Annotated in this window: 11 protein-coding genes; 2 read left to right on the top strand and 9 right to left on the bottom strand. The window is 36.3% G+C overall.

The window, feature by feature from the left end; all coding sequences use genetic code 11:
* Positions 1-124 precede the first annotated feature (124 nt).
* Positions 125-883: a Swt1 family HEPN domain-containing protein gene (locus tag GVK91_RS25850; protein WP_159732210.1), complete on the top strand. Its 759-nt coding sequence runs from the start codon at positions 125-127 to the stop codon at positions 881-883.
* A 45-nt stretch (positions 884-928) separates the two neighbouring features.
* On the opposite strand, the gene GVK91_RS25855 is transcribed toward GVK91_RS25850, so the two are convergent.
* The 9 genes from GVK91_RS25855 to GVK91_RS25895 all read right to left on the bottom strand — a co-directional run bounded on the left by GVK91_RS25855 (position 929) and on the right by GVK91_RS25895 (position 13,142).
* Positions 929-1,804, bottom strand: coding sequence for an ORF6N domain-containing protein (locus GVK91_RS25855; protein WP_159732213.1), 876 nt, complete (start codon positions 1,802-1,804; stop codon positions 929-931).
* On the bottom strand, positions 1,804-3,888 hold the full coding sequence (locus GVK91_RS25860; RefSeq protein WP_159732216.1) for a type IA DNA topoisomerase: 2,085 nt from the start codon (positions 3,886-3,888) through the stop codon (positions 1,804-1,806). Before GVK91_RS25860 ends, GVK91_RS25855 begins: the two co-directional genes overlap by 1 nt.
* Before the next feature lie 6 nt (positions 3,889-3,894).
* On the bottom strand, positions 3,895-5,373 hold the full coding sequence (locus GVK91_RS25865; RefSeq protein WP_159732219.1) for a DUF3945 domain-containing protein: 1,479 nt from the start codon (positions 5,371-5,373) through the stop codon (positions 3,895-3,897).
* Between the two features lie 85 nt (positions 5,374-5,458).
* Entirely contained in the window at positions 5,459-5,767 is a 309-nt protein-coding gene (locus tag GVK91_RS25870) for a helix-turn-helix domain-containing protein (protein WP_159732222.1), read from the bottom strand.
* Between the two features lie 11 nt (positions 5,768-5,778).
* Entirely contained in the window at positions 5,779-6,132 is a 354-nt protein-coding gene (locus GVK91_RS25875; RefSeq protein ID WP_159732225.1) for a helix-turn-helix domain-containing protein, read from the bottom strand.
* 252 nt (positions 6,133-6,384) lie between these two features.
* Complete coding sequence (locus GVK91_RS25880; RefSeq protein ID WP_159732228.1) at positions 6,385-7,230, bottom strand: RteC domain-containing protein; 846 nt, start codon at positions 7,228-7,230, stop codon at positions 6,385-6,387.
* 317 nt (positions 7,231-7,547) lie between these two features.
* Positions 7,548-10,319: a TonB-dependent receptor gene (locus GVK91_RS25885; RefSeq protein ID WP_159732231.1), complete on the bottom strand. Its 2,772-nt coding sequence runs from the start codon at positions 10,317-10,319 to the stop codon at positions 7,548-7,550.
* Positions 10,320-10,342: 23 nt separating this feature from the next.
* On the bottom strand, positions 10,343-11,527 hold the full coding sequence (locus GVK91_RS25890; RefSeq protein WP_159732235.1) for a 6-bladed beta-propeller: 1,185 nt from the start codon (positions 11,525-11,527) through the stop codon (positions 10,343-10,345).
* Positions 11,528-12,020: 493 nt separating this feature from the next.
* On the bottom strand, positions 12,021-13,142 hold the full coding sequence (locus tag GVK91_RS25895; protein ID WP_153848775.1) for a 6-bladed beta-propeller: 1,122 nt from the start codon (positions 13,140-13,142) through the stop codon (positions 12,021-12,023).
* A gap of 990 nt (positions 13,143-14,132) precedes the next feature.
* Here GVK91_RS25895 and GVK91_RS25905 point away from each other — a divergent pair.
* Positions 14,133-14,528: a GtrA family protein gene (locus GVK91_RS25905; protein WP_159732241.1), complete on the top strand. Its 396-nt coding sequence runs from the start codon at positions 14,133-14,135 to the stop codon at positions 14,526-14,528.
* The last annotated feature ends 68 nt before the right edge of the window (positions 14,529-14,596 follow it).

The raw sequence follows: 14,596 nt of genomic DNA on the forward strand, positions 1-14,596 counted from the left end.
CTTTGAGAGGCGGGATTTGGCGGAATTATAAATGCAGGTGGATTAATTTGTATTTTTGCAATATAGAATAGTGCGAAAATTTATTGTCTGCACTTATAACCTCAAATAAAAATTATAGCCATAGATGAATTATACAGAAAACATTGAACGTTTAAAAATATTACTTACAGGAGCGTCCACCGATGTTACTATAACAAGTGAAAATGAAACGGAATATAAAAGGTTAAGGAACGAACTCAATAAGTCTGACAAGTTCAAAACTAATCAGCCAAAAGAATTTAAAATTTGCTTTACGCTTCAAGAATTTAGAAGAGAAATGCAGGCTAAGGGTGGGTATGCCGAACGGAGAAAATATATTAATGAAATCTTCTATCCTCTGATTTCAGATGAAAATTCCCTGATGGATAGTATCGAGGAAATACAGCAAAATGTAAACTTTGGTCATTTAAACCTTTTGCCACAGGATATACAACAAAAAGGGCGAGAAATGTCGGAAGTATATTTGTACTTGTACTGTATTGAAAACTCTCTAAGAATATTTATTGAAGAAATAATGAAGACAGAAACGGTAAATATTCCGAAAAGAGTACAAGACACAATAGACAAATTAAGGAAAAGTGAACAAGAAAGTAAATATTTGCCAATACGAGGAAATAGCGATTTGTTTTATTGCGACTTTATAGAGTTGGGAAAAATAATAGTTGGGAATTGGACAATTTTCGGAAAGTATTTCCCAAAACAGAATGAACATTGGTTGAATGTAATGGTTGACGAATTGTATAAGATACGATGTTTAGTTGCTCACAATAGTTACGTTGGTAAGGATGAACGTGATGCACTGAAAGTTTATTATAAGAGCATTACAGCCCAATTACAATTATAATGCTAAGGCAACAAACCCTCTGGAAATTACAGAGGGTCTTTATTATTAGGTAAGAATTTGAAGCATCCTACCGACTTCTATATCCATTCTCGAAAAGGCAAACCATTTTTTGCCCAGGTCTTTGAGTGAAGCCCCAATATGGTAAAGCTTCCTACCATCAATGATTAAAAAGCGGTCGTGGGCATCGGAGAAAACCTCAATTTCAATCGGAGGATATTGGCTGTTGTACCGTTGTACATCCAGTCTTAGCTGATTGCTGATACTTTTGGTATAGATGGTTGCAGTTACATTGGCATTCCGTTTTCCTAATAAGGTCAGTACCGTATCGTCCACATAATTATCCAAAAGGATAATGGAGCTTTTGGCACTTCGGATAATATCGGAAACAAAGGCGTAAGCATCAAAAACCTGCCCGTTGTAAAAGACACCTTTTTCGCTGTGGAGCTTATCGCTTTCCAAAGCCTTAAAAATCTCTTCAAATTTTTGGTCGGCTTCTAATTGCTTTAATTCAATATTATCCAAACGATGAAACAAAGCGGCATTGCTGATAAGCATACGCCGCATTTCTACAAAGGCTTCCATAATTTCAACACTGACTTTAACCGCTATATCTGAACGGAGGATAGCAGAAGCCATTGCGACCCCTTGTTCAGTAAAAACATAGGGCAAATACCGTCTTCCACCGTAGCTTAAACTTGAGGTTCCAATTTGGAACCTCAAGTTTTCAACTTCCTCTTCGGTCAGTTGAAAGCAAAAAGAAACGGGAAACCTTTCAATATTTCTTTTTACGGCTTTGTTGAGGTTCTTTGTTTCCACCTGATATAAGGAAGCGAGGTCGCTATCCAGCATCACTTGCTTTCCACGTATGGAATAAATCAGATTTCTGATTTCCTTTGTGCTAATGGTAGGCTTATTTTCCATTACTTTTTGTAGCTTTTATTTTTGGCAAACTCAAAAGAGGTTTTGCAATCCTCATTCAACACGATATAAGCATCGAATTTCTTTCCGGCTTTGCTTTTCATTCCTTTGATAAGTGAAGTCTTCTTTTTACTGACAAGGTTTTCAATATCGGCTAAGCCGATTTGTACGCCACACACATTGCGGAACTGTACCCAATTACAAACTTCATTAGGACACTTCACTATTTTATCACGGATAATGAGCTGCTGGCTTTTGCATTTCGGGCAAACCAATTTAGGCAGGTTGTTTTGGGCAATGGAAGTTTGTAACAATTCATTGGTAATAGATGAGGCGTAAGTTTCCATTTCTTTTTGAAATGCCTCTGCATCTGCTTCGTTATTTTCGATTTTTTGCAAAGCCAATTCCCATTCGGCGGTCATTGCCACATCCGCAATTTTACGGTCTTTGACCAATTCGTACACCTGCAATCCTTTTTCGGTAGGGATTAAGGATTTCTTTTCCCGTTGGATATAATTGCGGGTAAACAAGGTTTCAATTATTGCGGCTCTTGTAGCCGGAGTGCCAATACCTATGTTTTGCAGGGCTTTCCGTTCGTCTTCATTTTCGATTTCCTTTCCTGCACTTTCCATAGCCGATAAAAGCCCTGCTTCGGTATATAATACAGGCGGTTTGGTTTTCTTTTCCAAAACGGTTGCTTCCTTGATTTTAAGTTCATCGCCTTTTTTCAGTTCGGGCAAATCCTGTACAGGTTCGGTATCATCATCAGAAAAACTTCCTTTGATGGAACGCCAGCCTGCTTCTATTACCTTACAACCCTTTGCTATAAAATCATAATGCAACGCTTGTAAACCTACATCGGTTATCTCTTTGATGCAGGCTTGTGAAAGGGCTTCGAGTAGCCGAAAGGCAATCATATCATAAACGGCATTTTCCTTTGCATTCAGTGCCGACGGGATTTTGTCTGTAACCAATAATCCGTGGTGGTCGGTAACACGCAAATCATTAACGATACGCTTATTAAACCGTCCCCATCTCAATTTCGCTACGGCTTGCTTACAGGTTTCCCTGTCCTGCAAAGCCCTTACGAGGTTGGGGATTTCTGCCCAAATATCTTCGGGAATATATTTACTGCCTGTACGTGGATAAGTGATAAACTTCTTTTCATAGAGGCTTTGGGCAATATTGAGGGTTTCTTCGGCAGAAAGGTTCAGTTTTTTGTTGGCTTCCTTTTGCAAACCCGTCAAATCAAATAATAAAGGCGGTTGCTCTGTAACGCTTTTGGTTTCTACTGATGTGACTGTTGCCGTTTCGCTTCGCTGAATGGATTTCAGCGTATCATCGGCAAGTTTTTGGTCTTCCCATTTGGTTTTGGAAAGGCTTTTAAAATCTATCAACTCTTTGTTGTGTAATAACTGTATCTGCCAATAGTTCTTTACCGTGAAATTTTTGTTTTCCAGATAGCGTTTGCATATCAAAGCCAGTGTAGGTGTTTGCACTCTTCCAAGCGAATAAATGCCATTGCCTGCGGCAATACTCAATGCCTGTGTAGCATTGATGCCCACAAGCCAATCGGCACGGCTTCTGCCTTGTGCCGCCTGATACAATCCGTCAAATGCCGCCCCGTCTTTTAGATTGTCAAAGCCTTGCTTGATGGCTTTTTCGGTAAGCGAGCTTATCCAAAGGCGTTCAAAGGGCTTGTTACATTTCAGGTATTCATAAATGTACCTAAAAATGAGTTCGCCCTCACGTCCTGCATCGGTAGCAACAATAATGCTGTTGCTACGGCTAAAAAGCTGCTCGATAACTTTCAGTTGCTTTAACGCACTTGCATCGGCGGTATAGCCTTTGTCTTTTTTTACTTTCCGGACGGTCAGCAAAAACGGGTTGGGCAATATCGGTAAAGCTGTTTTATCAAACCCTGAAATGCCGTAATCTTCGGGCATTCCCAATCCTATTAAATGACCGAATGCCCACGTAACAAAATAGCCGTTCCCTGTCAGGTAGCCATCTTTTTTATCAGATGCTCCCACAAGTCCGGCTATTTCCCTTGCTACGCTTGGTTTTTCTGCAATAATTGTTTTCATACTTAATTACCTTTTTACGCCTTTGGACTTTGCAGGAGCTTTGGGTTTTTCCTGTTGTTCCTGCTGTTGTTTGTTTTTCGGTCTTTGCTGTCCCGACTTCAAAGGCTCGTTGATTTTTTTAGTCGCTTCGTTGGTTTTGCCCTCCGAATTGACGGCAGTTTGCGTTTTATGGGCTTCAGTGGGTTTCGCCTGTGCCTTAACCTGGCTCGGAAATTGGAAATTCGTTTTTCCGGTTTCTGCATTGAAAGTGATGTAACCTTGATACGGTTGCCCTTTTCTATCTTTCAATCCGTCAATATAGACGGTTAGCCCGGCTTTGAAATCCTTATGTTGCTCATCGGTCAGTTCTTTGCCCCTGAATGTTTTTGGAGCTTCCTGCGGTTGGGTTTGCTGATTGGTTTGTTGATTGTTTTGGGTTTGACCGTTGCTTTGGGTTTGCTTATTGGAATTATTGCGGTCAAACAGGAACTCCACATAACGCTTGTCAGCATTGAACTGTACCGTTGCCGAAAACTCCGTTTTCTTAGTGGAAATCATACCCTCTAAATAAAGGGGTTTACCCTCCATTAAGGTTTGCTTTTGCTCATCATTCAATTTCACACCCTTAATTTCATCGGGAATTTTTATAAAGTCCGTCCGCAATGCAATTACATCGTTCGTCAGCCTGTCTATACTAATAATGGATGGCATTAGTTCGCCTGTTTTGGTATTTTTCAAATCAACCACACGACCCATATTACCCGTTTCGAGCAGGTTTTTCTTGTCTTCATCCGTAAATTTGTGTCCGAAAAATTCAGAGTGGAGATTAGGTTCTTTTTTGATGCCGTGTATTCCTACTACAACTTTTCCATCTTCGGCTTGCTGTAAAGACAAACGGGCATCCGTGCGGAGGATAGTACCGCCGAGGTTAACGCCAATCGGTACAAGTTCATTGGTTTTATAACCTTTCAATAAAGGTTCAAGCAAGTTTCTTTTTTCGAGATATTCCTTACTTAATCCGAGATTGTTCATTGTGTCCCAATCAATCTGCTCCGGCTTGTAGCGGTATTCGCTGGCTTCCGGTGTTGTTGTTTGTGCTGTTTCCATATCATTTTTATTTTCTTGCTTCTTATCCTGTTGCGGTTCTGCTTTTACTTCGTGTTCTTTCATCACTTTTTCGCCTTCAGGAGTTGGCTTATCTACCTGCTTTTGCATTTCCTCAGCTTTTTCAACTGCGATAGGTGCAGGCACTTTGAAGAATGAAAAATTGGTAGGGTTCTTTAACTGGCTGAAAAAATTGGAGAAGAAGTTGGAAAAGAAATCTCCGCTTTTGTCCACACGCATAAATTGGTTTTGGTTTTTCCTCGTGGGGTCAACGGTTTCCATTTTCCCGTTTTCATCAATGCTTTTTACGGCTTGGATTTTCATTTTCTCTTTATCCAGCACCAGCAATATGTCCGATAATTGTTCGGGCATTTCCTGTTTGTTTGTGGTTTCTTCACTCATAATCTGAAAAATTTTAAAGTTCGATGCCGAAAGTAAAGGAAGTGTTCACCGCATTGCACTAATTGGCACTCAAAGGCAGTATTTGTCACTTGTTGGCGTTCAACTTGGTTGCAGGAGGATTAAAGCTTTCCCTGATAAATTGATGTACATCGGACAGCTTGTAATACAGTTTTCCGCTTATCGTATAATAGGGCAGTTTCCCGATGGAGCGATACCGTTGCAGCGAACGGTTGCTGATTTTCAGCATTTGAAGTAAATCCTGATTGTCGAGCAATTCCTCGCCGTCAATGCTGTTGCGTTTCTTTTGTAAATCATCAATATGGTCGCTAAGCATATCGAGGCGGTCAATTATGCGTTCCATCCACGCTAAAAATTCCATTCTGTCAATATTCATAGGAACACATTTTATTGTTTGCCCGATTTTAATTTTCTGCCTTTCTCGATATAGCTTTTCCCTTTTGCCATAAGCTCCTGTACAAATTCATCACTGCTCTGTATGGCATTGGCGTTAAGCATATCCTTAATTGCTCCAATGGTATAGAAGTATTGCCCGTAGATTTTTGAATAAGCAATCTCGCCTTTGGTGCGCATACGCCATAAGGTCTTTTCGCTGATGTGCAGGTATTGGCATACCTCGTGGTTATTGAGCCACAGGTCATCAAAACTTTTATCTTCCTGTCCTTTCAGGTAGTCGGCAATGGCGTTAATACGGCTATTAAGCTGTTGCCACGCTTCTTCTTCGATAGTTATTATTTTCATTGCACAGCTTTTAAATGTTCACTATGCAAAATTGTTAAAGGTGGCAGTGTTTGTCTGCCAATGCTTACCCATTGGTTTAGCCGTTTTTTGAAAATTTTTACAATCAGGGAAACCCCTTGTTTAATAAGGGTTTTAGGGCATTTGGGATATTTTGTATCAATGTTTTGCCACCATTTGCCAATTGGCAGATATGGGCAAATAAAAAAGCAGTACATTTTGTGTACTGCTTCGCATTTACTGTTTAATCTTTAGCTAAAGGTCTTTATCCATATATTCTTCGAGGGATATTTTGAGCTGGTCTAAAAATACCGTTCGGGAACCCGCTCTTGTTTTCATTCTGTGGAAAGCGTGATGTATATCGTTTAAGGGAATACGGAATAGCACCTGAAAAATCAAAGCTAATTTTCGGATGCCTATTTTTCCGTATGCAACGGACTTTGAAGCATATATGGCGTATATGAGTTCGATGATTGCATTTTGGGAATTTGTCCACGCCATATCCTTGTTAGCTTCCAAATTTTGTAAAATCGTGTCAGGGTTTTCTTCGGGATTGATTTTGGTAAGCATATAAGTATAAAGTAATTCATTCGCTATAATGTGGGCTATCTTGTTATCATAATAGGTTGAAAAGCTAAGGTCAATTTCAAATACGCCACTCTTTAATCCATCGTGGTAATTGATTTGCCCGAGCCTGAAATAAGTATGGTCACGGTCTGTTCTGCCTGCTCGGTAATACCTGTAAAAATCCTCATTGCAAATACTTTCTTTATATTCTGATTTGAGGGTTTTTAAAAGGTTCTCATAATAACTCTGATGTATTTTACCATTGCTCACGGGGCAGGTAGTTTCGATGCGGAATACTTTGTTATAGTAAATGAGTTTTCCTAAAATCTGTGGTTTAATATTCTTGAAAAAATCCATCTCCTGCTGTTCATTTGTAAATCCAGCTTGTAAGACTTTGGCTTTTATAGTACACAGCATTTCATTTAGGAACAAGGTCATTTGGTAAGCCTCATCCGCCGTTGGCATCATTTGAGAAGACAGCTTGTCTTCCTGATGATGAATTTGCGCTAATATTTTACTCAACACGATTTCCATAGCATATTCTTTTAGAAGTTCTCACTATTGTTTCGGAGTTGCAACTATTGTAGATATGCCAAAATTTGGGAATAATATTGAAACCAATATCACAGAATACCCCCAGTGGGGAGATTTTTATTGATATTTCAGTAGAAAGGAAAGGGCGAAAAAATGGGTAAAGCACTAATGTACTTTACCCATTTTTTATTACATTTGCATTAATGATTTACAAGGTAATCAAGTGAAAGCAAGTGCAGTAAGCACCATTACTAAATCGTTACCGATAGAGTTCTCCACTCTTGTAAACTACTCTTTATTAGCCGATTTAGGCTTTATTAATCTTTTTTACCAAAAAAATAACGTGGATAATAAGAAAGAGAAAGCATTAGATACTGATTTAACGTATTGACTTTTGCAAGATTGATACTATTGCCTAAAGCCCTATTGAGTATCTTTTTGTTCTGATTAAATAAATCCATCGCCAACAACTCGAGTTCTGCCTGATTTTTCGCAAATCTGAAATTGCAGGACAGATTGTTGATAAAGATTGTATTATTCTCGCCCATAAATGAGTTATTTCTATATTTCATACTTGTACTGAGACTAATGGACTTAATCAATTGCACGGATAAAGCTACCGTAGAAACAAAATCATTTGTTTTAAATCGCTGTTCGATTGTGCCGACATTAAGGGTCCTATAAAAATTGAGATCCTGATCTAACCTGATTGTCCATTTTCCATCATCGGTAGAGAAAAGCCCGCCGCCGCTTAAATAAAGTGATGTATTTTTTGTTTTATAGTATTCTCCACCTATATAACTCGGATTCTTAAATAAATCTCCATTAGTTTTATAATACACTTGAAGCGAATTATCAGACAGAGTTATCGCTTTTTTGAGCATCAATTTAAAGGATACAGACCAGCCTTTATCTCCGTTTATAAGATAAGTAGTTGATTTTCCTGATGTACTATACACAAGACTATCAATAACAGGTTTGTTGATTTGATTATAATCTAGAGTCAGCTCGCCCTGATCGATGAAAAATCGATGATTGAAATTTATGTAGTTTGTTTTTAATGATATTCTGCTAATGTCTCCATTAATCAGATAGGGGTTGGCAATTCTGTAATTGTAGGCGCCAACGCTGTCTACCACATAAACCCGCTGTTCATAATCAACAAAATTCTTCTTATACTCAATATCTAAAGTTTGGGATAACAGTTGTCTACCGAATCGTATATCTTCCGCATAAAGGGAAAAAAATGGCTTTAGATACGAGTTGTTAATTTGGAATCGTTGGACTTCCCGGTTTCCATTAGCCGAGCTGTTGTAATAGATTCCATTTAGCCCCATTTTAGCGATTAAAGTCTTTTTGTACCGTCCATCAAAGTTCTTTTCCATTTTTTTATTGACGTTTAAGCCGGATGTGAACAAAAACTCTCTATTTGTTCTTGAATTGTCTAACCCAACGTTTTCAAAAAATTGATTTTTAGAAGTATCTAGATCTAAAAAACGCTGATTGATTTTTAGATCTCGGTAGTTCCATCTATTGTTCAACTCAAACTTTAGTGATCTTGAATCCCTATAATTTCCTAATTTTAAAAGTTCTGATAAATAAATTTTCAAGCTCCCTTTAAAACTGTCGGACTCATTATGCTCATTTTTATGACGCTCATCGAGACTGCGGGTTTTAGCTTTTAAATCTTCAAACAGTGAGCGCACCTCGGAGCTGAGCGACTGGCTTTCTCGCATGTAGATCTGCTCACTTTCCATATTGTAGCCGCTGAGATATAATTTTGCTTCTGTTGCTTTATTTTTTTTATCCAGCAGGCTTGTATTTTTAAGCAAGCTTAATGTTTTATCTTCTCTTACGGAGTTTTGTAAATCAGACACTGTACTCATCTGTGCGTCGTTTCTATTATTCAATGTAAATAACAGCTCCTTCCCTTGCTTCTTTAGATTATATTTTAAGCCTATTCTACTTTGTCTATTCGAGCTCTCATTTTCATTTTCACCTATATAACTTAAAGTACCTGCTTCGGTGAAGTCAGTTGTATTAGTCATTCTAGTAGTAGAATTATCAAAATTTCTTCGAAAAACATCCACTTCCAATTGATTTCTGTCCCGTTCTTCGGTCCGATGATACTTAAAGTCATGTTGAAAAAAAACTCCCCCCATCGTAGACCGATTGATACCATCAAGATTGAAGTCTGATTGCAGCAGACGCTCAATCAAGTTCCCTTTAAATGTCGAATTTTTAAGCAAGGCATCCATTGATGCAGGTTGAAAATTCACGTTGTTTCTATTACCTCCAATAGATAATTGGCTCTTTAGATTATAATAATTGACATTTCCCGACTGTTCATTCTTTTTATCTGTACCTGCACCCAACATGACTTTTCCAAATACACCCGCTGATTTGCCCTTTTTTAGAACCAGATTCATATGATAGGAAGAATCCTGCGTATTATTTCTTGATTCTTCCGTCTGATAGACCTGAACCTTCTCTACAATGTTTTTAGCAAGATTCTGTGTGGCAATTTTTGCATCGCCAGTAAAAAATTTCTTGCCATTCACAAACACATTCTTAACCTTTTTGCCATTCACGGTAATCTCTCCATCTCCCCACACGATGACTCCGGGTAATTTACGGAGTAGATCTTCGACTACCGCTTCAGGTTCCAGCTTAAATGCATCCGCATTAAATTCTAAGGTGTCTTTGTTCATATAGACTGGCGGCTTTACATCAACAGAATCAATTAAAAGTTCTCTGATTTTTAGTTTAATATCCTGCAGATCTATATCTTTAGACCCTTTAATATTTTCTATCACATATTTCGAATAGCTCACATGAGTAATAATTAACCGTACTTTTTTTTCTATCGCAATCTTCTTTAAATCAAACAGGCCATTCGGACCTGTTAATGAATATGCAATTAATGCAGAATCAGATGCCCCATAGGCCGCTACAGTCGCTGATTTAACAGGTTGTCCTTCTTCATTCTTAACATAACCTCTGATTGTGTAAAAAGACTGTTCCTGTGCTACACAGGTATATCCGACTACATTTAGTAAAAAAAACAAGGCATATAAAATGTATCTCATATTAGGATTATATGCAATCAGATTTATTTTTTTGGTTTAAGAGCAACTATAACATAGTTAGCATTCTTGTTTCGACCAGTTAAAAACTTTAAGAGATCTTCAGGATATTCCGCTGTGAGCCCACGACTCTTATTATTTTTATATTGTTCTTTTAATACATCCGCGGGCATTATTGTATAGATATACTCCTCATCAGCAACTAAAAAGTTTTTGTTGACAAATTCAGAAGGCATCAAAACATTAAGAACATTAAAATAATAGGATTTTTTATCTGCTTTTATCTGGTCGATTCTATAAAGGTTCTCCGAATCTAAACGATATAAATAAGAATCCGGGATAACGTTGGACGGCTGTAGCTTAAAAAAAAGATTATTACCAATTGAATAAGGAAAGGTTATGGATTGAATATGGTCCGGATGATCCTTAAAATAGCTGGATTTAGAACCAGCGGGATAGCGCTTGTTATTATTCAATTCTTCTACGTTGAGCGACAACTCATACGGCAGGACAATCTGAAATAAACTGTCAACTCCTGCGCTGGTCGCATTATAAATGGTATAATGATAAGGTCTGGTAAACAGGGCTTGCGTACCATTACCAATTGTATAGAAAAAAGAATGCATTACCTGATAAGTATCTTCAGCCATGAATTTATCATTTCTCATATTATAGGGAAACAACTGAGTTTCTACAGTAGTCCCTTTAAAAAAAGATATTTCGTGTGAAATTGAATCAGGCAAGACCTTGTTCACGCGCTTATCATAATAGACAGTATTATTTTTCCCCACTATATATCTGTTGCCTATTCTCTTGTCGCCAAATATTCCCAAAGACTTACCTTCGTAATTAAAGCTATAGATGGTATAGCCCTTATTGTAATAAATTCGTTCATTTTCAAAATCAATATTGATACTTCCAGACGAATAAATATCGCGGTCAATTTTAGTTTTAAATTTACCGTTTCTGTAAAAGATCATAATATTATTGGTCTTTGTTTCTGTAAAAATGAAAAAATCTTTTGTTACAAATAATTGCTTGATAGATCCAAAAATTGACTGGGTTTTAGTTTCTAAAGGTATAAATTTAACCTCCTCAAAAAGTTCAGAAAACATTGGCGCTTCGGCTCCATTTGGATCTATCCTAAGTTTGGTCTGACCAGTCACTACACCAATTGCAAAAGTCAACATTGCTAATAAAAAAAGCTTCATAGGAAATTAGTTCAATAAAATTCTTAGATTATCAAAATATAAATTCGTTAGGCTTTGGTCATCGTAGCTCTTCACAAACTTATTAAACATCAATTCTTTGTATTTAAGAAAATAAAACGGCGTGGCAGAATTAAAAAAATTCCCTTCCTTTTTTTTATTGGAAATAAAGTTCACATGAACGTTTTCACCGTATTTTACCTCATTAGGTGGTTGGTCTGTGTATACTTCAATCTTACGCTTAGGAAACGAACGCGTTAAAAAATTTAGATTTTCAACATTACATTGATTACATCCCATACTGGGCATATAGACACAAATAGAAATTTCGGTTTTAGAGTCTGAAGAAAATTGGAGACTATTTGTAAATGAAAAATTCAAATACTCCAATTGCTTCGTATTGTTCACATTTTTGTTTGAATATTTAGAGAAAGCAAAAACAGCTACTAAGATGAATATAAAAACAAGTGATATTACGAAAAAAAGTAGTTTCTTCTTAGGCATTTCCCCCTCCTCTCGACAAAAATAACATCACACTCTGAAATTCATTTTTTAAGGTTTTAATTTTCGCTCTCAATACAAGCTGGTCCCTATTAATTCCCAATACCTTGATGAAATTAAAAATTCCCTGGGTTGGTGGGATGTTTAACCGAAGGTTTTCTTGAGGGATAATTAGTATATTTTTTTTTTCTGGTCCATTACCTAATTTATAATCAGAAGACTCGATACTAAACATATTTTTACCGAAGTGAACATCAGTTTTAAAACCCTTAAAAGGCATGCGCTCACCAAAAACCTTATTATCAAAAACATTTCTATTTTCAATATTCATTAAAGACTTATAGGGCAAACTATTCTCACCAAACTTGAACTGACTTACCGCTTCTACAGAATTATTTTCTATTTTATAAACGACATCGTCATAACCATACATAAAATAGAAGATACTGTCAGAATCAAAATGAAAGTTTGAAAAACTTTCATTTCTATCGAAAAAGCTTGGACGCACAATAAATCGTTCTTTGATTATAGACAGGTTTTCATCAAACAGCAAAAGGTTACAGTGATTATTTGATTTAGAAAATAGGCCGCTTTCCATATTAGTCGAAAATGGAGCATATGCCCAATAGCCTGCAGCAGTTTTTACAAAAGAAAGAAAATCAAAGTTTGAATATTTGGTTTTTAACAGAACACCGTTATTGTCATATGACAACATTTTACGTTCGGTAAGGTCAAATACTTCTAATACATCTTTGCGTGAATCAAAAAATGTATCCTTTATTCTGGAATAATCTTTAGGAAAAATAAACACCAACTTTCCAGAACGGCTGAATTTTGCGATCGTTTCATTGGTCTTATCAACAACAATAAAACTACTGTCTTTCAAAAAATACACCTGATCAAGATTCCCAATTGCCATTTGATCTTTATCCAAATAGATAAGATTTTGAATATGAAATTCTTTAAAAAGATCACTCTCTGCTCTTAAGCTAACATCAATTTCTCGGAGATTTTTGTCGTCTACGACATGTTCAATCCGCCTGTTACAACTCAAAGTAATCGTCAAGAATACTATGTAAGTTATTAGTTTACTACTACTGATAAAAAAGGACTTCATAAAAAGATTTATAAAATAATATTTTCTAAATATGCACCAATAGCATACTATTAATAAATTAAATAAGAGAACATGGTGGATAATCGCACCTTTGCGTACTACCTTGATTACAACATTTAATCGTTGTTTCAGTAGTTACTGTAATTTTTCTGGTTAATTTTTGTCCTGTTCCGCTTGGGCTTCCCACTGTTGCAGATTGCCCCCATAAGGTCAATTGCAATCCAAACTTCCAGGTTTTTCCTCCATCAGTTGACTCATCGATATATTCTGTTCCAGAAGTAGTCTTCTGGCTAGTTTCATACCAATATTGTCCAGATCCCCAAGGGTTACTAGTACCCCAAGAAGAAGGAGGACCAGAACTGCTTGAACTTGACGAACTACTAGAACTTGACGAACTACTAGAACTTGACGAACTACTAGAACTTGACGAACTGCTCGAACTTGACGAACTACTAGAACTCTTAGACGAGCTACTTGATGAACTCGATTTTGTTGTGTCCTGGAAAGTCGCCATAATGTTTAGATCACTAGCTGAAAAGCCTCGACTTTCAGTTTTCATCGCACTAGCAATTACGCTCGAGATGATCAGGATCAAAAAACATAATAAAAATATAGACCTTATTTTCATAATGACATTTTTTTTATAATGAGTAAATAAATATAAAATAAACTATTGGTGCCTAGGCTAAAAAACAATTGGTTATGCTAAAATCGACTAAAAAAAACTAGAGCATCTTTACAACAACATTAACATTCCAAATTTAAAATAAATTTTAATATAAAAAATAATTTTTTTATAATTTTTTATAATTTTAAAAAGGTAAAGACGCTTATAGTAGACACATGAAGGTAATTTTATTATTTAAATTACACTACTATTTTATTTAAAAGAATTATAAGTGATTAAAATAAATTACAAATCAATATTTAAACCTTAATTTTACTTAAAAAATATTTATTCTTACATATTAAAACCAAACAAAAAAACACATGAACTTGAGAAGATTTAACAACGCATTACGCTTTTGCGCAGTCGGCAGCATTAGCTTCATAATAGATTTTTCAGCAACCTTCACTCTTAAAGAATACCTAGAAGCAACACCATTTCTCGCCAACACGATTGGCTTTTGCTTAGCAGTCTCCAATGGTTACTTTATGAATAAATACTGGACATACCAACAAACGGGAAAAGCAAACATTCAACAGTTCAATAAATTCCTATTATCAAACCTTATTGGATTAATTATGAATACTTTAATAATAAAAATTTTAATAGAAACAAGTTCATTAAGTTTTTTTACAGCTAAGATTATTGCGACTATTATGGTGGTAGCATGGAACTTTTCGGCAGCTACATTCTTTATTTTTAAGCCAGCAAAATCTTAAAAAAAACAATGGAAAGAAAAAAACAAAATAAAACCAAAAAAAATTATAACATATTAACTACACAAGGA

Source organism: Sphingobacterium sp. 18053 (assembly GCF_902706145.1).
In the GTDB taxonomy this organism is placed as follows: Bacteria; Bacteroidota; Bacteroidia; order Sphingobacteriales; family Sphingobacteriaceae; genus Sphingobacterium; species Sphingobacterium paramultivorum.